The 20,111-nt window shown below is 62.5% G+C and carries 16 protein-coding genes; 11 read left to right on the top strand and 5 right to left on the bottom strand.

All coding sequences use genetic code 11. The features are described from left to right. Positions 1-36: 36 nt before the first annotated feature. Both AB4Z25_RS26585 and ggt read left to right on the top strand, forming a co-directional pair. Positions 37-1,050 carry an alpha/beta fold hydrolase gene (locus AB4Z25_RS26585; RefSeq protein ID WP_112538675.1) on the top strand — a complete coding sequence of 338 codons (1,014 nt, stop codon included), beginning with the start codon at positions 37-39 and terminating at the stop codon, positions 1,048-1,050. A gap of 65 nt (positions 1,051-1,115) precedes the next feature. Continuing rightward, positions 1,116-2,861, top strand: coding sequence for a gamma-glutamyltransferase (ggt, locus tag AB4Z25_RS26580; protein WP_112538674.1), 1,746 nt, complete (start codon positions 1,116-1,118; stop codon positions 2,859-2,861). On the opposite strand, the gene AB4Z25_RS26575 is transcribed toward ggt, so the two are convergent. After that, positions 2,862-3,569 (bottom strand): hypothetical protein, encoded by a 708-nt coding sequence (locus AB4Z25_RS26575; protein ID WP_112538673.1) that lies wholly within the window; start codon positions 3,567-3,569, stop codon positions 2,862-2,864. 157 nt (positions 3,570-3,726) lie between these two features. On the opposite strand from AB4Z25_RS26575, the gene AB4Z25_RS26570 reads away from it, so the two are divergent. From AB4Z25_RS26570 to AB4Z25_RS26560, 3 genes are all read left to right on the top strand, one after another. After that, a complete protein-coding gene (locus AB4Z25_RS26570) occupies positions 3,727-4,788 on the top strand; it encodes a helix-turn-helix domain-containing protein (protein ID WP_112538672.1) in 1,062 nt (353 codons plus the stop codon). A gap of 72 nt (positions 4,789-4,860) precedes the next feature. Then, positions 4,861-5,835 carry a threonine ammonia-lyase gene (locus AB4Z25_RS26565; RefSeq protein WP_112385509.1) on the top strand — a complete coding sequence of 325 codons (975 nt, stop codon included), beginning with the start codon at positions 4,861-4,863 and terminating at the stop codon, positions 5,833-5,835. A gap of 645 nt (positions 5,836-6,480) precedes the next feature. Beyond that, on the top strand, positions 6,481-11,943 hold the full coding sequence (locus tag AB4Z25_RS26560; RefSeq protein WP_112538670.1) for a hypothetical protein: 5,463 nt from the start codon (positions 6,481-6,483) through the stop codon (positions 11,941-11,943). 71 nt (positions 11,944-12,014) lie between these two features. Here the strand turns inward: AB4Z25_RS26560 and AB4Z25_RS26555 are convergent, their stop codons facing one another. Then, positions 12,015-12,932 (bottom strand): LysR substrate-binding domain-containing protein, encoded by a 918-nt coding sequence (locus AB4Z25_RS26555; RefSeq protein ID WP_112538721.1) that lies wholly within the window; start codon positions 12,930-12,932, stop codon positions 12,015-12,017. Between the two features lie 105 nt (positions 12,933-13,037). Between AB4Z25_RS26555 and AB4Z25_RS26550 the strand changes: the two genes are divergently transcribed. The 3 genes from AB4Z25_RS26550 to AB4Z25_RS26540 are packed head-to-tail and all read left to right on the top strand — an operon-like array spanning position 13,038 to position 14,406. Beyond that, a complete protein-coding gene (locus tag AB4Z25_RS26550; protein WP_112538669.1) occupies positions 13,038-13,457 on the top strand; it encodes a tautomerase family protein in 420 nt (139 codons plus the stop codon). Beyond that, positions 13,454-13,855: a cupin domain-containing protein gene (locus AB4Z25_RS26545; protein WP_112538668.1), complete on the top strand. Its 402-nt coding sequence runs from the start codon at positions 13,454-13,456 to the stop codon at positions 13,853-13,855. Before AB4Z25_RS26550 ends, AB4Z25_RS26545 begins: the two co-directional genes overlap by 4 nt. Next, positions 13,852-14,406 (top strand): DUF4865 family protein, encoded by a 555-nt coding sequence (locus AB4Z25_RS26540; RefSeq protein WP_112538667.1) that lies wholly within the window; start codon positions 13,852-13,854, stop codon positions 14,404-14,406. Before AB4Z25_RS26545 ends, AB4Z25_RS26540 begins: the two co-directional genes overlap by 4 nt. A 73-nt stretch (positions 14,407-14,479) precedes the next feature. On the opposite strand, the gene pyk is transcribed toward AB4Z25_RS26540, so the two are convergent. Then, on the bottom strand, positions 14,480-15,919 hold the full coding sequence (pyk, locus tag AB4Z25_RS26535; RefSeq protein ID WP_112385514.1) for a pyruvate kinase: 1,440 nt from the start codon (positions 15,917-15,919) through the stop codon (positions 14,480-14,482). Continuing rightward, a complete protein-coding gene (locus AB4Z25_RS26530; protein WP_112385515.1) occupies positions 15,919-16,389 on the bottom strand; it encodes a DUF1036 domain-containing protein in 471 nt (156 codons plus the stop codon). Before AB4Z25_RS26530 ends, pyk begins: the two co-directional genes overlap by 1 nt. Before the next feature lie 219 nt (positions 16,390-16,608). Between AB4Z25_RS26530 and AB4Z25_RS26525 the strand changes: the two genes are divergently transcribed. The 3 genes from AB4Z25_RS26525 (at position 16,609) to AB4Z25_RS26515 (ending at position 18,071) form a co-directional block, all read left to right on the top strand. Continuing rightward, positions 16,609-17,400 carry an N-formylglutamate amidohydrolase gene (locus AB4Z25_RS26525; RefSeq protein ID WP_112538720.1) on the top strand — a complete coding sequence of 264 codons (792 nt, stop codon included), beginning with the start codon at positions 16,609-16,611 and terminating at the stop codon, positions 17,398-17,400. 10 nt (positions 17,401-17,410) lie between these two features. After that, positions 17,411-17,716 carry a DUF1244 domain-containing protein gene (locus AB4Z25_RS26520; RefSeq protein ID WP_112538666.1) on the top strand — a complete coding sequence of 102 codons (306 nt, stop codon included), beginning with the start codon at positions 17,411-17,413 and terminating at the stop codon, positions 17,714-17,716. Positions 17,717-17,807: 91 nt separating this feature from the next. After that, positions 17,808-18,071 carry a DUF2312 domain-containing protein gene (locus AB4Z25_RS26515; protein WP_007822869.1) on the top strand — a complete coding sequence of 88 codons (264 nt, stop codon included), beginning with the start codon at positions 17,808-17,810 and terminating at the stop codon, positions 18,069-18,071. Between the two features lie 128 nt (positions 18,072-18,199). Here the strand turns inward: AB4Z25_RS26515 and AB4Z25_RS26510 are convergent, their stop codons facing one another. Beyond that, positions 18,200-20,053 (bottom strand): DUF882 domain-containing protein, encoded by a 1,854-nt coding sequence (locus AB4Z25_RS26510; protein WP_112538665.1) that lies wholly within the window; start codon positions 20,051-20,053, stop codon positions 18,200-18,202. Between the last annotated feature and the right edge of the window lie 58 nt (positions 20,054-20,111).

Here is a 20,111-nt window from a genome sequence, read left to right as displayed (position 1 = left end):
TTAGGAAAAGTCACAGAGTTCATCGCCGGTCCGCCCATGCTTGCCGAAGTTTCCGCCCTTCTTGCCCCTCTCGCCGCTGCCATCGGCTACAGTTCTTTCAAGGCCCGGCAGTTCGAGCAAGCTTTCCCCAATGTCGGCGAGCTGACCGATATCGGCGGCTATCGCATGAACGCCCTGCATATCCCGCGTCCAGACACAGCGGATCTGCCGGCGATCGTCTTCATTCATGGCGCCAGCGGCAATCTGCTGGATCAGGCCGGTGCCTTTCTGCGGCCTCTGCAGGGCCGCGCCGAAATGCTCTTCGTCGACCGCCCCGGACACGGTTACTCCGAGCGTGGCGGGCCCGAAAATGCCGTGCCGTCCGGTCAGGCGGCAGCTATTGCCCGGCTGATGGAAAGGCGCGGCATCGAAAAGGCGATCATCGTCGGCCATTCCTTCGGCGGCGCCATCGCCGCCGCCTTCGGCGTCCATCATCCGGAGAAGACGGCGGGGCTGCTCTTCCTTGCGCCGGCGACCCATCCGTGGCCGGGCGGCGTTGACTGGTACTATCATGCGGCAACGGCCCCGCTGCTCGGCTGGCTCTTCAATCACGCGCTCGTCGTACCGATGGGATTGCGGCGGCTGGAACAGGGCACGATGAACGTCTTTCGGCCGAACGTCCGCCCGGCTGACTATATCGCCAGTACCGGCCCGTCACTGGTCCTGCGGCCCGGCACTTTCCACAACAACGCCACCGATTTCACCCGCCTGCTCGGCTATCTCAAGGCCGAGTCCCATCGCTATCGGGAGATCACCGCGCCGACCGTCATCATCACCGGTGACAGCGACGACATCGTCTGGGAACACCTGCACTCCCAAGGCCTCGCCCGCGATATCGCCGGCTCGGAGCTAGTGACCATACGGGGCGTCGGGCACAAGCCGGATTATCTGGCGACCGATGTGGCCATCGCAGCACTTGAGAAGATTGCAGGCATGCCGCGCGATCTGCAGGCAGCGGCCCGTAACGCCGAAGAGCGGCTGACCGGCGATATCGTTGCGACCGCCAACTGAAAGCCTTGCACCCGGCGCAGGCCGAACCATATCCACTCGATAATTTATCTTTTGGAGGGGATCTCATGGACCGGCTTCAAGCCAAAACCATTTCGCTTTTCACCGCTTTAGCCTTCTCTCTCAGCCCGCTTTCCACCAGCTTTGCCGCCTCGCCTGCGCCCGTCGAAGGGCAGCATGGCATGGTCGTCACTGCCCAGCATCTGGCGACCGATGTCGGCGTTGAGGTTCTGAAGAGCGGCGGCAACGCCGTGGATGCAGCTGTGGCCGTGGGTTATGCGCTGGCCGTCGTCTATCCCACTGCCGGCAATATCGGCGGCGGCGGTTTCATGACGATCCGCACCAAGGACGGCAAGAGCACCTTTCTGGACTTCCGCGAACGCGCACCGCTTGCCGCAACCAAGACCATGTACCTCGATGCCAAGGGCGATATCGTTCCCCGCGCCAGCCTCGATGGCTATTTGGCGGTCGGCGTGCCGGGATCGGTGATGGGCTTCGAGACCGCGCGCGAAAAATACGGCACCAAATCCCGTGCCGACCTGCTTGCCCCGGCGATCGCTTTCGCCAAGGACGGCTTCACCTTCGAGCAGGGAGATGCAGCCTCGCTCGCCAGCAGCGCAAAGCGTCTCGCCAAAGACGAGGCGGCTGCCAAGATCTTCCTGAAGCCCGATGGCAAACCTTATGAGGAAGGCGAGAAGCTGGTGCAGCCGGAACTCGGCGCCGTGCTTCAGGCGATCTCCGAGAAAGGCCCCGACGCCTTCTACAAGGGCACCCCGGCAGACGCGATCGTCAAGGCCAGCCAGTCAAAGGGCGGCATCCTCGCCAAAGAAGATTTCGAGCAATATTCGGTTCGCGAGTTGAAGCCGATCGAATGCAATTACCGCGGCTACGACATCATCTCCTCGCCCCCGCCCTCCTCCGGCGGCGTCATCATCTGCGAGATCCTCAACGTTCTCGAAGACTACCCGCTCTCCTATCTCGGCTACGGCTCGGCCGAGACTGTGCATGCGATGGTCGAGGCGATGCGCTACGCCTATGTCGATCGCAACGCTGCACTTGGCGATCCTGACTTCATCGACAATCCGGTCTCCAAGCTGCTCGACAAGGCTTATGCCACCGAGATCCGGGAGAAGATCGATCCCTACAAGGCCGGAAAATCAGCCGATCTGAAACCGCTCGGCGGCAAGGAAAGCACCGAGACGACCCACTATTCGATCATCGACGACGAAGGCAATGCCGTTGCGGTGACGTACACGCTGAACGGCTCCTTCGGCGCCGGTGTGGTGGCGCCGGGCACCGGCATCCTCTTGAACAACGAGATGGACGACTTCACCTCAAAGCCCGGCGTGGCAAACCTCTACGGCCTCGTCCAGGGCGAGGCCAATGCCATCGCCCCGAAGAAAACGCCGCTCTCCTCGATGAGCCCGACAATCATCACCAAGGACGGCAAGCCCTTCATGGTGATCGGCAGCCCGGGCGGCTCGCGCATCATCACCATCACGCTCGAAGCGATCCTCAATGTCATCGATTTCGGCATGGACATCAGCCAGGCAGTGAATGCCCCGCGCATCCATCACCAATGGCAGCCTGATAAGGTCTATCTCGAGCCCTATGCACTGTCGCCTGACACCGAAAAGGCGCTCGCCGCCATGGGCTACAGCTTCGACGGCGGCAACGACGCGCCCCTCTGGGGTCAGGCCGCCGGCATCCTCGTCGGCGGCAAGAGCCTCGCCGATATCGAGAAAGGCGGCGGCTCGCGCTACTATGGCGCCATGGACAGCCGCGCTGCGGAAGGTTCGGCCAAGGGCTATTGATCAACGGATCCGGGCGCGGACATAATCGCCCCGGATCGTCACCTGCGGCTTTGCCCCCGGCACGCTCGGCGTCAGGGTATCGACCAGCGACGCCTTGGCCATCACCGTGTAATCGACTGGTACATGCTCCCCGAAGCCAATATAGGCATCGAGCGACTGCGCCTCGATGCCTATCGTTTCGTCCCGGGTGATCAAGGCATAGGTAAGGTTCGCCCGTACCGCGGTGCCCGTGATGTCGACCTCCGATGCGTGACCGTTGAGTGTGATATCCGCAGCGTTGCCCGATGTCCGAAACGCGGAAAAGTTTCCGTCAAGCCTTGCCATGAAGGCATGCTGATCAATCGACACGGCCGCACCCGCAGGCACGTTGGCGGAAACTTCAGGCGTGCAATCGGCAATGTCACTCCACGCCGAGACGCCGACATCGATCGTCATCGCCGTGCCGTCGATCCGCACCCGGCTTTCATCCTTGCAAGCATTGAAGAACCAGCTCGAGTACCAGGACGAGAACCAGCCGCTGCGGCGGCCGGATGTGACGGCTTCATAAGGCTTCCCGGCATCGGTGGTGATCCTGATCGAGCTGGAATCGCCCTGGATGACGATTGAGCGGATCTTGGTGATATCGAAGATTTCGCCCGGCGTGTTCGAGCCACCGAAGGCGGAAACGAGACTCATGAAGAAAAGCGGTATGGAAAGGATAATGGTCATCGGTTTGCTCCCTGTTTGACGCCGGTGGGATCCGGCGCAAACAAGGTGAGGTCCGACACGCTTTCTTGAGACCTTGATCGTGTTCCGGGTCGCCCGCAATTGCGATCAAGGCCAATCTCGTGCTCATATTGACGAGATAAATGTCCGGACACTGCCGATGATTTTCGTGCCTCTGCCTTTCGTGGTCGCCCTGCTCCTCTCTATCCTCCTCATCCGGATGCTGAGGATGGAGGAATGGAGCGCGCCCGGACGGCGGCTGTTTCTGGCGCTGATCGCCGCCTATGCGGTGCAATCCGTCTTCATCGGCCTGCGCTGGGGCTACGACATGCTGGCGATCATGCCGCTGCAGGCCGTGCTCGCCGCCATCGTCGCACCGCTCTCCTTTGCAAGCTTCGCGGACCTGACGCTCGGCACTCCACGGCCGCTGAGCCGGCAATGGCTGCATCTTCTGCCGGCAATCGGCGTTGCTCTGGCATTCGCCTTCTGGCGGGATGTCGTCGGCCTGAGCCTGATCCTGCTCTTCATCGGCTATGGCCTTGCGCTACTCTGGATTTCGCGAAGCGGCGCCGATGCGCTTGTCGCCTCCCGCCTCGACGGGGCGTTCCTTTCCTATCGCTCGCTGGTGATCACGGCTGTCGCGCTGATCGGCTCGGGCCTGAGCGACGTCGTCATCAGCCTCGATCTCTACCGCACCGGCGGCGCCAACGCCGGGGCCATCGTTGCGCTCGGAAACGTCATCGTCCTCCTGATCCTCGGCGCCGCGGCCTCGATCGCCGGCGGCACGCAGCCGGAACAGGGGATCGACAGCGCACCTCCATCGCCCGCTCTTCCAACGGAAGAGGACGGCGCCGTCGCCAGTCGTCTCGACAGCCTCATGGAGACCAAGCAGGTCTATCGCGATCCCGAGCTCAATCTGAACCGCATCGCCCGCAAGCTCGGCCTCCCCGCCCGCCGCGTCTCGGTGGCCGTCAACCGCATCCACGGCATGAGCGTCTCGCAGTATGTCAACGAATTCCGCATCCGCTTCGCCTGCGATCAACTGGCGCATAGCGATGTACCGGTCACCAGCGTGATGTTCGAGGCAGGCTTCATCAGCAAGTCGAACTTCAATCGCGAATTCCTGCGTGTCACCGGCACCAGTCCGACGGAATACCGGCGCCGTGAGCGCGCGCCGCAGCTCGCCAGGGAGACCGCGCTACAGGCTTTCGTGTCACGGTGACAAGAACCGGCGTTCACAAGCGCCAAGCCGTCTTCTATTCATGGCGCAGCACATCAGCCGAAAGAGCACCCCATGGCATCCATTGAAATGATCGTCGCCGCCCGCGCCCGTCTGCGCGGACATATCAGGCGCACGCCGCTGCTCTCGTCACCCTTTCTCGACGAGATGGCCGGTCGCCGTGTCTTCGTGAAGGCCGAATGTTTGCAGCACACGGGCTCCTTCAAGTTCCGTGGCGGCTGGTCGGCTGTATCGGGACTGGAACCCGATATCCGCAAGCGCGGCGTCATCGCCTTTTCGTCCGGCAACCACGCGCAGGGCGTGGCTCTGGCGGCCAAGCTCCACGGCGTCCCCTCGGTCATCATCATGCCCGCGGACGCGCCGAAGCTGAAGATCGACAACACCCGCGCCTTCGGCGCCGAGGTGGTGCTCTACGATCGCGCCAAGGAAGACCGTGACGCCATCGGCGCCCGGCTCTCTGCCGATCGGCGTCTGACATTGATCAAGCCTTTCGACGAACCGCTAGTCATCGCCGGCCAGGGGACGACGGGTCTTGAGATCGCCGAACAGGCGGAAGAAGAAGGCATCAAGGAAGCCGAAGTTCTGGTGCCCTGCGGCGGCGGCGGACTGAGCTCCGGCATCGCGCTGGCGCTGGAAGCAAGCGCCCCGAGCTTTACCGTCCGCACCTGCGAGCCCGAAAACTTCGACGACTTCGCGCGCTCGCTGGCATCAGGTGAGATCAAGCGCAATGCGGCGATGGCCGGCTCGATCTGCGATGCGATCATCACGCCTGAACCCGGCAAGATCACCTTCCCGATCCTGCAGCGGCTTGCCGGCGCAGGTATCGCCGTGACAGACGACGAGGCGCTGCGCGCCATGGCGCTCGCCTTCAAGCGGCTGAAGATCATCGTCGAGCCAGGCGGCGCGGTGGCCCTTGCGGCGGCATTGTTCCACGGCAAGGCGCTGGAGAGCGATACCGTCATCACCGTCACTTCGGGCGGCAATGTCGATACCGACGTTTTCGCAATGGCGCTGGAGCGCTTCGGCTGACGCCGGGTCCTCAGACCTTATAGCGGGTGGCGGGTTTCGAGCAGAAACCTGCCGCTGGAAGCGGCAAGACTGTTGATGTGACAGGCGCGCCACCCGATCGGTGCTTTCGCCCGCGAGACCGGCTTTTGCCGATGGCGAGCGGATACGCCGTGCCTCCCTGCGCGCATTCAGCCAGCCACCGCAGAACATCCGCCGGACGCACAGAGCGAACAGGTCCCCTGGACTCGCGATCAATACCGCACGCGGAAGCTGTCTATTTCGCAACGCCGTTGATCGGGCGTTGTCTCTCCATCCTCACGCAAGCTTAGCACGACACATATCCTGACAAGACGGCGGCAGGTAGGGCTGTAATCGTTGGTTGTGGGGTAAGTCATTTTTCGGCCGATAACGGCTTCGGTCGTTTTGGGCCTGACGATTTGCGGCAGCAATGCCGCATGTCGTGTTGGGAAGGCGGCCGCTTTACGCGCGCCGCATCGATAATGCTTGTCCCGCCCATCGGCTCGCTTCCAGCGATGCCTGTCGAACCATTTGTTTCTGCGTCTTGTTCCGTTGAGTTTGTTGCAAACCGCCCGAAGGCGGTGCGTGCGAACCTTTGGACATCAGACGTGAGACGGTTACCGGCAACGCCAGTGCAAGGGCAACTAGATGACCTCGATCGCTTCCTTTACGACCGCCCAGATCAGAGCTCTCTCGACGAAGACGATCAAGGAGCTTTCGGCCGAGGATATCGGGTCGCTCTCTCCTGATCAGGTGAGGGTTCTCAGCAAGACGCAGATTTCTGCGCTCGAAGCGGAAGATATCAGACAGCTCGACTCAGCTCAGCTTGGTGCCATATCGGCCGGTGCGATTGCCGGTCTGGGACCGGAGCTACTCGCAGCGATCGACGCCGCGAAACTTGCCGCGCTTGGCGGGGCTCAGATCGCCGCCTTGAGCACGACCCAGCTTGCGGTCCTCACCCCCGAGCAGATCGAGGCTCTGACGCCCGATCAGATCAAGGGCCTGAGCGCATCCCAGATTGCTTCGCTCGGGGCGGACGATATCGCCAAGTTTTCGGCAGAAGACGTCGGGGCGATCAGCCCCAAGGCGATCGGCGGCTTGCAGACCGAAGCAGTTTCCGCTCTCAGCGGCGAGCAGATCGCCGCATTGAGCACCGATCAGATCAAGGCGCTGACGGCAAAGCAGATCGCCGGCTTGACGCCTGGCCAGATCGCGTCGTTCTCCGAGAGCCAGATCGGCGCACTGTCGGCAGCCCAGGTCGGCACGCTGTCCAACACACAAATCGTCGGACTGACTGCCACACAGATCGCAAGCCTCAGCAACACGGCCATCACAGGTCTGAAGGCAACACAGATCGCCGCGATGAGCGATATCCAGCTTGAAGGCCTCAGTGTTGCCCAGGCGGCCGCACTGACCGCAACCCAGGTTGGCGCGCTGGGCGCCGATGACATCGCCAAATTCTCGCCCGACGAAATCGGAGCAATCAGCGCCAAGGCGTTTGCCGCGCTGAAGCCCGAAGCGATCGCGGCTCTCAGCGGCGAGCAGATTTCCAAGTTGAGCGCCGATCAGATCAGAATGCTGACGGTAAAGCAGGTTGCCAGCATAACGCCGGACCATCTCGGTGCATTCTCCGACCTGCAGATCAAGGCACTGTCGGCCACCCAGACCGGCGCACTGACCAATGACCAGATCGGCGGCCTGACGGCAGCGCGGATCGGCCAGCTTAGCACTGGGGGTATCAGCGGTCTGAAGGCGGCGCAGATTGCCGTGATGCGGGCGGATCAGGTGGCCGGTTTGACGGCTGCGCAAGCAGGACTTCTCACAGCTTCCCAGGTTGCCGGCTTTAGCGCCACCAATGTCACCGGGCTGAGCGGAGACGCCATCGCAGCCATCAAATGGCCCAGTGGGCTTAGCAATGCGGCAATTGCGGCACTTGGTAACGATCAGATTGCCAAACTGAGCGTCAATCAGATCAAGTCGCTGACGGCGAAGCAGATCGCCGGCTTCACGCCGGATCAGATCGCCACTTTCTCAGGCGTGCAGATCAATGCATTGTCCGCAGCACAGGTTGGTGCGCTGACCAACGCGCAGATTGCCGGCCTTTCCGGCACACAGATCGGCCAGCTCAACACTGCGGCCACCCCAGGTCTGAAGCCGACACAGATCGCGGCCATGAGCGCGGATCAAGTGGCCGGCATGACTGCAGCGCAGATGGCGGCGATGAGCACCCTGCAGGTTGCCGGCTTCGGCGTCGAAAACATTTCGAAGATGAGCGCGGACGCCTTTGCGGCGATCAATCCAAAGGCCATCGGCGGCTTGAAGAACGAGATCATCGCAGCCCTGGGAAATGAGCAGGTCGCCTCATTGAGCACGCTGCAGATCAGAGCGCTGACGGCAAAGCAGTTCGCCAGCCTGACACCTGCTCAGTTCGGCACCTTTTCCGACGTACAGATCAAGGCTTTGTCGATAACCCAGGCTGGTGCGCTGACCAACGATCAGATCAGCGGCCTTTCCGGTGCCCAGATCGGCCAGCTCAGCAACACGGCGCTGAGCGTTCTCAAGGCAAGCCAGATCGCTGCGATGACGGCCGAGCAGCTTGAGGGTCTAAGCGTTGCACAGGTTGCTGCCCTGACGGCAACGCAGGTCGGTGCATTGACGCCGGAGGATATCGCCACATTCTCGGACGACGAGATCGCGGCCATCAGCCCTAAGGCCATTGGCGCATTGCCGGCCAATACCATCGCTGCACTCACCGACACGCAGATCGGCATGCTGAGTGCGGATCAGATGAAAGCATTGACCGCCAAACAGATTGCAAGCTTCAGCCCTGCCCAACTCGGAACGTTTTCCGAGACACAGATGAAAGCTTTGTCGGCAACGCAGACCGGTGCGCTGACCAACGCCCAGATCGGCGGATTTTCCGATATCCAGATCGGTCAACTTAGCAATGCTGCCATATCCGGCCTCAAGGCAACGCAGATCGGCGCGATGACGGCTGACCAGCTTGCCGGTCTCACGGCGGCCCAGGCCGGGGCGCTGACGGCAGCGCAGACTGCCGGTCTTACGGCAACCAACGTCACCAAGCTAAGCGACGAAGCCATTGCCGCCCTCAACACCAAGGCAATCGGCGGCCTGAAGAGCGAGGCGATTGCAGCGCTCAGCAACGACCAGATCACGATGTTGAGCGCTACGCAGATCAAGGCGTTTACGGCATCTCAAATAGCCAGCTTCACCCCTGATCAGCTCAGAGGTTTCAGTGACGAGCAGATCAACGCGCTGTCTGGGGCTCAAGCCGCATCGCTTGGTACGGCCCAGATTGCAGCACTGACGCCTGCTCAGATCGGTGAACTCAGCAACGCCGCCATTGCTGGTTTGAAGGCGGCGCAGATCGCGGCGATGAGCGCCGACCAGTTGTCCGGACTGACGGCAGCACAGGCCGCTGTTCTTGCCGCCGCGCAGGTTGCCGGGGTGAACCCGGGCAATTCCACGAAACTGCCCGTCGATGTTGTCGCCGCCATCCCCCCGAAGGCGATTACGGGCATGAAGAACGAAACGATCGCTGCTCTGACCGACACCCAGATCGGCGAACTCAGCGCCGACCAGATCAAGGCATTCACCGTAGCGCAGATGGGTGGCTTCACTGCCGCTCAGCTCGGCAAGTTCACCGACGAGCAGGTTGGCGCGCTCTCAGCGGCTCAGGTCGGCGCGCTGACCAAGGAGCAGATCGCAGGTCTGTCCGCGGCGCAGATCGGCCAGCTCAGCAGCGCGGCCGTTGCAGGCCTTAAACCCACGCAGATTGCCGATATGACGGAAGCGCAGCGCGAAGGCCTGAGTGTCGCCCAAGCCGGCGCGCTGACGGCAGCTCAGATTGGTGCGCTCACCGCGGCCGACATAGCCAAGTTCTCCGACGAAGAGATTGCCGCGATCAATCCCAAGTCCATTTCCGGTCTGACCAACGCAGTGATCGCCGCTCTCACCCCAAGCCAGATCGGCAAGTTGAGTGCTGAACAGATCGCAGGTTTGCTGCCCAGCCAAGTTGCCAGCTTGACGGCAACGCAGCTCGGTAAGTTCACTGAAGAACAGATCGGCGCGATAACGGCGGCGCAGGCGGGTTCGCTGACCAATGACCAGATATCAGGTCTGTCCGGCGCGCAGATCGGACAGCTGAGCACTGCGGTTTTTGCCGGTTTGAAGTCCTCTCAGATTGCCGCAATGACGGCTGACCAGATTGCCGGGCTTACGGCCGCGCAGGCCGGTGCCTTGACGGCGGCACAAACGGCTGGCCTGACGGCAGCAAATATCATCAAGCTCGGCGACGAGGCATTTGCCGCGATCAATCCCAAAGCCATCGCCGGCCTGACCAACGAGGCGATTGCCGCCTTGAGCGACAGCCAGATCGGAAAGCTAAGCGCGGAACAGATCGCTTCGGTCACTGTACAGCAAATCCCGGGCTTCACCGCAGCACAGCTCGGCAAACTTACCGAGCAGCAGATAGGCGCACTATCCGCGGCTCAGGTCGGCGCACTGACCGGCACGCAGATCAGCAGCCTTACTGCCGCTCAGATCGGTCAAATCAGCAATACCGCCTTTGCCGGCCTGACCGCTACGCAGATCGCGGCGATGACGCCAGATCAGGTAGCCACGATCACTGCGGACAAGAGCGCTTTGCTAACTGCGGCACAGGTCGCCGGCTTCAGCGCGCTCGCTGTCAGCAAGCTGAGCGACGATGCCTTCGCGGCCATCGGCGCCACCGCGATTGGCGGCCTCAAGCCGGAGGCCATCAGCGTCCTCAGCGACAGCCAGATCGCCAAGCTCGGCGCTGACAAGCTCAAGGCTTTGACCGCATCGCAGATGCCCGGTTTCACGCCAGCCCAACTCAGCAAGTTCACGGACGAGCAGATGGGCGCGCTGTCGGCGGTGCAAACCGGGGCGCTGACCAACGATCAGATTACGGCTCTCTCCGCTGCCCAGATCGGCCAGCTGAACAACGCTGCGGTTGCCGGCCTGACGCCGGCGCAGATCGCCGCCATGTCGGATACGCAGCTTGAAGCGCTCAGCGTTGCCCAGGTCGGCGCAATGACGGCCGCTCAGGTGGCCGCCCTGAGCCCGCAAGATATTGCGAAATTCACTGCCGACGAAGTCGCGGCTATCAGCCCAGCGGCGATAGCCGGCCTGAAGAATGATGCGATCGCGGCCCTGAGTACCGAACAGATCGGCAAGCTCAGCAAGGAGCAGATCGCCGGCCTCCTTCCGGCACAGATCCCGGGCCTCACGACTGCACAGCTTGGCGGGCTCACCGACGATCAGATCGGCGCCCTGTCGGCAGCGCAGGCTGGAGCACTGACCAACGGCCAGATCGCGACGCTTTCTCCTGCGCAGATCGGCAAGATCAGCGCGACCGCCACCGTCGGCCTCAAGGCAAGCCAGATTACGGCCATGACCGCGGATCAGGTGGCCGGGTTGACCCCGGCTCAGATTGGCGGCTTCACCGCCCTGCAGGTGGCCGGATTGACGGTCGCAAACGTCTCCAAGCTGACGAATGAAGCAATCGGCGCCATCAATGCCAAGGCGATGATCGGCCTGCGGAGCGACGTCATCGCTGCCCTCAGCGATAGCCAGCTCGGTAAGCTCGGCCCCGATCAGCTGAAGGGGCTGACGCCGCAGCAGATTCCGAGCTTCAGCCCGGCTCAGCTTGCCAAGTTCACAGACGCTCAGCTCGGCGCTCTGACTGCCGCCCAGCTAGGCGGGATGAGTGCCGTGCAGATCGGCAGTCTGACCGCCGCACAGATCGGCAAATTCAGCGACACAGCTGTCGCCGGTTTCACGCCAGCCCAGATCACCGCGATGACGGCTGACCAGATTGAAGGCTTCACACCGGCGCAGACGGCAAAGCTGAGTGCCGCACAGCTCGCCGCAATGGCGCCCGAGGATGTGGCGAAGTTCTCCGTCGAAGACATCGCCGCCATCGACACCGGGGCGATTTCCGGACTTTCCGTCGAGGACCTCAGGGGTCTCGACAAGAACCACGCCAACGCCTTCACAAGCCCTCAGGTCCTGGCCATGAACGACCAACAGGTTGCAGCCGTCGTGGCGGCCTATAGCGACTTCTAGAGTAGTCTCTGTTTCCTGGCCGCTCCCCATCAAGGATCGGGAGCGGCTATCAATTCAGCTGTGGCAGAAGCCTAACCGCCAGCCAGCCCCTTCACCGGTATCGCGTTGACCAACGCCTCCCGAACGGATTGCAGGACGAGGGAGGCAAGGCGCGCGGTTGCTGCATTCGGATCCGCTTCCGCGCGGTGCAACATCAGCCCGAGCGATGGCAGCGGCGGCAGTCCGGCGGCGCCGGGCGCAAGCGCTCCGACTTTTGACGGCAGACCGATCGGCGTGCGGATGGTGATCCCGAGGCCTGCCGCGGTCGCTGCCCACAGCCCGCCGAGGCTGGGACTGACGAAGGAAAGGCGCCAGGGGATGTTGGCGCGGTCGAGAGCATTGGTGGCCGCGGTCCGCAGCAGGCACGGAGCTTCAAGCGAGGCCAGCGGCAGCGGCTCCCCGCTTTCGGCGCTCCACGGTGATGGCTCCGAGGCCGGGCCGATCCACTGCATGGGAACTTCGCCGATCGTCTCGCAATGCGCTGTCACCGTGTCGTTGCTCCAGGCGAGCGCCAGATCGAGCTTGCCAGTTGTCACCCGCTCGATCAGTTCGATATTGCGGACGACACGCGCTTCGATCCGGACCCTTGGGTGCGCCCGGGCAAAACGCCCGAGCACATCGGGCAGCACGGTCTCGCCGAAATCCTCCTGCAGCCCGAGCCGCACCCAGCCCTCCAGCTCGACGCTCTGGATCGCCGCCACCGCCTCGTCGTTCAGTTCAAGCAGGCGGCGGGCATAGGCAAGCATCGTCTCACCGGCTTCGGTCAACGCCAGGCCGCGCCCTGCTTTGCGGAAGATCGGCGTCCCCGCCTGCTCTTCCAGCTTCTTCAATTGCGCGCTGACGGCGGATGTCGAACGCCCCAGCCGTTTGGAAGCCTTGGCGAAATTGCCGAGTTCCATGCCGGCCGCGAAGGTTCGGAGAACATCCAGATCGAAATTCGTCTTGCGCATCATCAATCCTATTTTTCAGGATCATATGTTCAATATATTCTGATTTTATGGATTAATCTGCCGTGCGATGTTCCTCTTGTCAAGATTTCAAACAAGGAGGCTCCCATGCCCTTCGTTCGCATCTCCCTTCTCAAAGGCAAATCGCCGGAATACCTGCGCGCCCTTTCGGACGGCATCCATCGCGCGCTCGTCGAGGCCTTCGACGTGCCACCTGCCGACCGTTTCCACGAAATCCAGCAGCATGAGCCGGGCGAACTGATCTTCGACCGCAACTATCTCGCCGGTCCACGCTCCGACGACTTCGTGCTCTTTGCGATCCGCGCCGGCCGGCCGCGGACGACGGAGATGCGCAAGGCCTTCTTCAAGCGCGCCGCCGAATTGCTGAGCGAGGCGCCGGGGCTTCGGAAGGAAGACATCATGATCACCGTCGTCAGCTCCCAGCCCGACGAATGGTCCTTCGGCGACGGCCTGGCGCAGATGGCGGATGACGGCTGGCTCGCCCGCGCCATGGGAGAGCCGTCATGAGCGGCAATCCTCTCACGATGACCATCCGCCGCCCGGGAAGCGTCACGCGCTCGCCCGACGGCGTGGCATCGGCACCCTTCTGGGTCGAGATGCTGCTCGAAGGCGAAGCGCGCGGCGAAAACACGGCCATGCGAGCAACACTCGATCCCGGCACCATCACCAACTGGCACACGCATCCGCGCGGTCAGCTGCTCTATGTCCTCTCCGGCACCGGCCGCGCCCAGCGCGACGGCGGCCCGGTGGAGGAGCTCAGAACCGGCGACGCCGTCTGGTTCGCCCCACATGAGAAACATTGGCACGGCGCGGCCGCCGGCAGCCCTTTCAGCTACATCAGCATCCAGGCGACCGACGGTGAACGCATCGTCGACTGGCTGGAGCCCGTGGAGATATCCCGATGATCGCCATGCAATACAGCTTCATCCTGCCCGCCGATTACGACATGGGCATCATCGACCGCCGGATCCGCGGCCGTGGGCAGGGCACCGATGGCTTGCCGCATCTAGGTTTCAAAGCCTATCTCAGCGCCAGAAAGGGCGAGTTCGGCAGTGCGGAAAATCTCTATGCGCCCTTCTATCTCTGGAACGAACCCGAAGGCGCCAGCAATTTCATCACTGGGCCGGGCTTTGAGGCACTGACCCAGTCCTTCGGCCGCCCGAGTATCCGGCAGTGGATGGTCTGGCACGCAGCCACTGCGCCCGATCTCGGCAAGGCGCAGTTTGCTTCAAGCGAGGTGTTGCCTATCGAGCCGCACGCGGATCTTGCCGGATTGAAAGTGCAGGAAACGGAGCGTGCGTCGCGAGCAGGCAGCAGGCGCGATGCGCTGGCCGCAATCTCGGCCTTCGAAGCGACGACGTGGTCACTCGTCCGCTTCACCCTCTATCGCGACGCGCCGCTGATATCGGGTGACGGCCAGATCTACCGGGTCGGCCACATGTCCCTGCCCGCTTAAGCCGATCTGCCCAAAAAAGAAAAAACCCGCCGTGTTCGCGGCGGGTTTTTGTATTCGTTGCAATCTCTGAGGATCAGATGCCGCTGCGGCCGTCGGAGCCAATATAGGCGATGCGGATCATGTTGGTCGCACCCGGCGTGCCGAGCGGAACGCCGGCCGAGATGATGATGCGGTCGCCCGGCTTGCCGAAGCCTTCGTCGGCAACGATACGGCAGGCGCGGTTGACCATGTCGTCGAGATCGGTCGCGTCGTGGGTAACGACGCAGTGCAGGCCCCAGACGATTGCCAGACGGCGGGCCGTCTTGATGATCGGCGACAGCGCCAGGATCGGCACCTGCGGGCGCTCGCGCGAGGCGCGCAGACCCGTCGTACCCGACGAGGTATAACAGACGATGGCCGAGAGCTTCAGCGTTTCGGCAATCTGGCGGCCGGCGAGCGAGATCGCGTCGGCACCGGTTGCCTCGGGCTGAGCGCGCTGCGCATAGATGATGCCCGGGTAATGCGGTTCGCGCTCGATGGCGGTAGCGATCGACGCCATGGTGGCCACGGCTTCGACCGGATAGTCACCCGATGCCGATTCAGCCGAGAGCATGACGGCGTCGGCGCCTTCGAATACGGCGGTCGCGACGTCGGAGACTTCAGCGCGGGTCGGGACCGGCGCGGTGATCATCGATTCCAGCATCTGGGTCGCGACGACGACGGGCTTGCCCGAACGGCGGCAGGCGCGGATCAGCTGCTTCTGGATGCCGGGAACGGCTTCGAGCGGCATTTCGACGCCGAGGTCGCCACGGGCAACCATCAGGGCATCCGACAGCTCGATGATTTCTTCGATGCGTTCGATCGCCTGCGGCTTCTCGATCTTCGACATGATGCCGACGCGGCCCTTGGCGATCTTGCGCACTTCGGCGAGATCTTCCGGGCGCTGCACGAAGGAGAGCGCAACCCAGTCGACGTCGTCGGTGGCGAGAACAGCATCCAGATCGACGCGGTCCTTGTCCGTCAGAACGCCGACGGTGAGAAGCGTATCGGGAAGGCTGACGCCCTTGCGGTCGGAAATCTTGGTGCCCGAGATAACCGTGGTGACGATGCTCTTGCCGTCGCACTTTTCAGCGCGAAGGGCGAGCTTGCCGTCGTCGATCAGCAGGCGGTGGCCCGGCTGTACCGATTCCAGGATTTCCGGGTGCGGCAGGAAGACGCGGGTGGCATCGCCGGGCGCTTCGTTGTTGTCGAGCGTGAAGGTCTGGCCGGGCTTCAGGTCGACCTTGGTATCGGCGAACTTGCCGACGCGAAGCTTCGGGCCCTGGAGGTCGGCGAGAATGCCGATCGGGCGGCCGGAGCGGGCTTCGACCGAGCGGATGCGCTGGATCAGCGAGCGCATCACGTCATGGCTCGCATGGCTCATGTTGATGCGGAAGACATCGGCACCAGCCTGGTGCAGCTTCTCGATCATCGCTTCGTCGCTGGAGGCGGGGCCGAGCGTGGCGAGGATTTTTACTTTGCGGTTACGCTTCATCAATTCGGGCTTTCTTGCGTTCCGGGCGTATCGGAAAGTTGGACCATCCAGCTACCCTGGCGGCCCGTATCATATTCCTTAAACCCCATCTTCTGGTAGCCACGGGCATAGCAATCATTGACGCCCGTGATCTTGAACTCGTTCTCCGCTACGCACATCTGCACATCGCCCGTCCAACGGCCTCCCCGGGCGGCATCTTCTGCGTAGAGGTAGTAATATCGCGACTGCAGCTCTCCTTCGATCAGCGTCGCGCAGGTCGTTGCCGGGACCTGCCACCAGCCTTCGGTGATCCAACCATCCTTGGCACGATAGCCGATGGCGACGCCGACCAGATTTTGGGTGCCATTGCAGACGCGGAAATCCGCGCGTGCCGCGTTTGCGGCGAAGAATGGCATCATGGCTGCGAATGCGAACAAAGCGAGGCGGGCAAGCGGCCCGGACCGGGTGAGGAAACTTGGTGCGGCTTGCATCAACACGGCTTCCGATTTGCTCCCACGGTTATTCGTTTTCCCGTGCCTTCTTGCGCCGCCATCCCGCGAATGTCAACGCGATGCTAATCGATTATATTCCTTTCATAACCTGCTTGTGACCGGCGAGTCACGGCTGTTGCCGTCTCATCCCGCTTGAACCTCCGGCACGTGCATGCGATCAGTGGCGCCTTGCCCGAAATGACGAATGGCCCTTCGCTGATGGAAGACTTCAAACCCTTCGAAATCCTACCCGGCAATCATGACAGCGGCATGGTGATCCTTGGCGATCACGCCATGAACCGGCTGCCGGAAAGCTACGGCATGCTCGGCCTGCCGGAGACCGCCTTCTCGCGCCACATCGCCTACGATATCGGCATCGAGGGGCTGGTGCGCAGCCTCTCCGCCAGGCTCGGCGTTCCCGCCGTCCTCGGCGGCTTCTCGCGGCTGCTGATCGATCCGAACCGCGGTGAGGACGACCCCACGCTGATCATGAAGATCTCGGATGGCGCCATCATTCCGGGCAACCACCCGATCTCCTCCGCCGAATGGCAGAACCGTATCGAGCGCTTCCACCGGCCCTATCACGATGCCGTGGCAGCAGAGATCGCCAAGGTGGCGAGCGCCACCGGCAAGGCGCCGCTGGTGCTGTCGCTGCATTCCTATACGCCGGCCTGGAAGGGCGTTCCCCGCCCGTGGCACGCAGCCGTCCTCTGGGACAGCGACCACCGCGCCGTCGGCCCGCTGCTTGACATGCTGCGCCGCGATCCCGATCTCATTGTCGGCGATAACGAACCCTATGACGGCGCGTTGAAGGGTGACACCATGTACCGGCACTGCATGGTATCGGGCATGCCGCACGCCCTGCTCGAAGTCCGCCAGGACCTGATCGGCGACGAGGCCGGCATCGCCGATTGGGCGGCGCGGCTGGCGCCGGTCTTCGAGGCGATGAATGCCGATCCGGTTCTGCACGAATACAAGGTGCACCCGTCGCGCACCGGCCCCTATGCATGAAGGAAGCGATATGACCGACCTGACGAAAGAACAGCAGACAGAGTTCGAGGCCGCCGCCTTTCGCAGGCTGGTGGCGCATCTGCGCGATCGCACCGACGTGCAGAACATCGACCTGATGAACCTCGCAGGCTTCTGCCGCAACTGCCTGTCGAACTGGTACCGGGAAGCCGCCGAGGAAACCGGCGTGCCCGTCACCAAGGATCAATCCCGCGAGATCGTCTACGGCATGCCGTACGAGCAGTGGAAAACCCTCCACCAGAACGAGGCTTCGGAAGCACAGAAAGCCGCTTTCGACACGAACAACCCGCACAAATAAGCCGATGATGGCCGAAGGGGCTTGACCGCGGCGCCGCTTCACGGCAGTCAACGCCCACGAATTTCAATCCGCAAAAATCAGGAGAACACGGATGTCTGATGCTCACGGCGTCGCCCGCGATCAGCTTCGCGCTTTTGTCGAGCGTATCGAACGCCTGGAAGAAGAAAAGAAGACCATCGCCGACGACATCAAGGACGTCTACGGCGAAGCCAAGGGCATGGGCTTCGACACCAAGATCCTCAAGAAGGTCGTTGCCCTGCGCAAGAAGGACGAGCAGGAGCGCATGGAAGAAGATGCGATCCTCGACACCTACCTGCATGCTCTCGGCATGATCGAGTCGCCGCCGGAAGGCTGAGCCTCGACGGCATAGTTCAAAAAGCCGCCAGGCCCCGCGCCTCGGCGGCTTTTTCTATGGCCTGACGGGTCCACAAACAAAAAGGTCGCCGGATCGCTCCAGCGGCCTTTGTCAAACGATTGGACGTCTCAGTTCGTGTTGAACTTCTTCACTTCCATGAAGTTGACGGCCGTGCCGCTGAAACGGCCGGGATCGATGGAAGCGGTCTTGACGTTGAAGCCTTCGGCGTAGACGGCGGTCGGCTGTGCGCGGAGCGTCTGGCTGACGAAGCGCGGTGCCTTGACCGGCTTGGTGACCATTTCGAGGCGCGCATTGGTGAGCGCCCATTGCGATATCATCTTCTGCGTCAGCTTGGGCTCGGTGCGAACCGAAGCACGGCCTGCATCGGCGGCAGCGGCAACGGCCTTGGTCGGACGGCCACCCTTGGACGGCGTGACAGGAACGGCATCATCAACGCTGACCTGCTGCTGAGGCAGATCGAAGTTATCGCCGAAGCTCGCAGACTTTGTCGGCGCAAGTGCTGCAAGCTGCACCGGCGTCTTGGCGGCGACAGGCTTCGATCCGGGCATAGCGGCATTGATCGCCTGCTCGACCGTCGCCGGCGCGAGAGCGGCAACCTGCGGACCGGAAGCAGCGCTATCCTTGTCGAGCTGCTGTGCAACGGCAGGAGAAAGCTGTTCGGCTTCCGCTTCGTCGCCCGCAGCATCTGGATCAGCATCAGCAGCCGCAGCCAGAAGGTTTTCGGCAGCAACAGGACGATCAACAGGCGTCGGAACAGGAATGGACGGATCGACGGAAGCCACTTCCGCATCACCCGGCTCGCGGCGCTGACCAAGCAGTTCCGGAATAGGAACATGATAGGTGCTGAGATCGGCAAACTGCTGCGGCTGATCTTCCTGCGCCGTTGCGGCAGCAAGAGCCTGCTGAGCTGCATTGCCCGAATTGGCCGGAAGCATCGCATTGGCAACTTCGCCACCGCCCAGCTGACCGGCGAATGCCGGACGAACCTGCGGAACCGGCGCATTAACGGCGGCAACCTGAACTTCTTCCTGCACCGGCTCGGCCGCGGCGGCCGGAGCTTCAGGCTTGGTCGGCGTTGCCTTGGCAACAGCGACAGGAGCCGAATCGTCCGAGCTATCCTCTTCTTCGTCCGCACCGCCACCGAACAACGCTGCAAAAAGCGTCTTCGGCTTCTTCGTTTCAGAGAGATTGTCGCCGCCGACGGCAGCGACGAGCTGGTCGGAATTCACACGGCGCTTGTAGTCGGCCAATGCCTGCTGGTAGCCGGGAAGCGGCGTGCCGTCGGCAGGGATATGAAGCGTGTTGCCCTTCGGGAAGAGGCGGACGAGCTCATCGCGGCTCATGCGCGGCCAGGCACGAACGCCGCCGACATCCATGTGCACGAAGGGCGAACCAGACTTCGGATAGAAGCCGACACCGCCGACCTGCATCTTCATTCCGATCGCACGCAGCGTCGCTAGCTTCACGTCAGGAATGAAGAAGTCCATCGCCTTGCCGAGCATATGCTGGCTCTTCTCGGCGACACCAGAATTGCGCGAACGCGACTTCAGCATCGCATTGGTGCCCGGCGAGCGGAAACCGCAAACGACGTTGATGTAATCTTTCGAGCCACTCTGGCGGTAGACTTCCCAGATCAGGTCGAACAGATGAGGATCCATCTTCGTCGGCTGGTTCTTGCGCCAGTCACGAAGGAATCGGTTCAGCTGCTCAAGACCCTTCGGGTCGAACTTGCCGTTGCGCTTGTAGGTGATGACGGCCTTTTCACCCGTATGGATGAAATAGAGCTTCAGGCTGCGTGTTTCGCCGGCCGCTTCGGAAGGCGTGCCGACGAATACAGGTGAGGATACCGCAAGCGCGAGGAGGGCGGCCATTGCCGTCCGGACCACCTTTCCGCCAACGTTGGCGCACAGCGTACGCCAGCTCAAGCGCGAAGGCTTGGTATGCTCATTCAGATCCGGCAAACTCAATCCCCGTCAGACTGCCAAATGTCCGGCTGTCCCAATGACTGTCAAATGCGGT

Source organism: Rhizobium sp. RAF36 (assembly GCF_052114105.1).
Classification (GTDB): domain Bacteria; phylum Pseudomonadota; class Alphaproteobacteria; order Rhizobiales; family Rhizobiaceae; genus Rhizobium.
The sequence above is the reverse complement of the archived record's forward strand: the minus strand, read 5'-3'. Positions and strand labels throughout refer to the sequence as shown.

What these genes read in the sequence shown, in the direction of transcription:
- AB4Z25_RS26585 (WP_112538675.1), top strand. Translation starts at nt 37, where the DNA reads ATGCTTGCCGAAGTTTCCGCCCTTCTTGCCCCTCTCGCCGCTGCCATC.
- pyk (WP_112385514.1), bottom strand. Translation starts at nt 15,919, where the DNA reads ATGAAGCGTAACCGCAAAGTAAAAATCCTCGCCACGCTCGGCCCCGCC.
- AB4Z25_RS26575 (WP_112538673.1), bottom strand. Translation starts at nt 3,569, where the DNA reads ATGACCATTATCCTTTCCATACCGCTTTTCTTCATGAGTCTCGTTTCC.
- AB4Z25_RS26525 (WP_112538720.1), top strand. Translation starts at nt 16,609, where the DNA reads ATGGAAGACTTCAAACCCTTCGAAATCCTACCCGGCAATCATGACAGC.
- AB4Z25_RS26555 (WP_112538721.1), bottom strand. Translation starts at nt 12,932, where the DNA reads ATGCGCAAGACGAATTTCGATCTGGATGTTCTCCGAACCTTCGCGGCC.
- AB4Z25_RS26520 (WP_112538666.1), top strand. Translation starts at nt 17,411, where the DNA reads ATGACCGACCTGACGAAAGAACAGCAGACAGAGTTCGAGGCCGCCGCC.
- AB4Z25_RS26530 (WP_112385515.1), bottom strand. Translation starts at nt 16,389, where the DNA reads ATGCAAGCCGCACCAAGTTTCCTCACCCGGTCCGGGCCGCTTGCCCGC.
- ggt (WP_112538674.1), top strand. Translation starts at nt 1,116, where the DNA reads ATGGACCGGCTTCAAGCCAAAACCATTTCGCTTTTCACCGCTTTAGCC.
- AB4Z25_RS26570 (WP_112538672.1), top strand. Translation starts at nt 3,727, where the DNA reads ATGATTTTCGTGCCTCTGCCTTTCGTGGTCGCCCTGCTCCTCTCTATC.
- AB4Z25_RS26560 (WP_112538670.1), top strand. Translation starts at nt 6,481, where the DNA reads ATGACCTCGATCGCTTCCTTTACGACCGCCCAGATCAGAGCTCTCTCG.
- AB4Z25_RS26565 (WP_112385509.1), top strand. Translation starts at nt 4,861, where the DNA reads ATGGCATCCATTGAAATGATCGTCGCCGCCCGCGCCCGTCTGCGCGGA.
- AB4Z25_RS26515 (WP_007822869.1), top strand. Translation starts at nt 17,808, where the DNA reads ATGTCTGATGCTCACGGCGTCGCCCGCGATCAGCTTCGCGCTTTTGTC.
- AB4Z25_RS26550 (WP_112538669.1), top strand. Translation starts at nt 13,038, where the DNA reads ATGCCCTTCGTTCGCATCTCCCTTCTCAAAGGCAAATCGCCGGAATAC.
- AB4Z25_RS26540 (WP_112538667.1), top strand. Translation starts at nt 13,852, where the DNA reads ATGATCGCCATGCAATACAGCTTCATCCTGCCCGCCGATTACGACATG.
- AB4Z25_RS26545 (WP_112538668.1), top strand. Translation starts at nt 13,454, where the DNA reads ATGAGCGGCAATCCTCTCACGATGACCATCCGCCGCCCGGGAAGCGTC.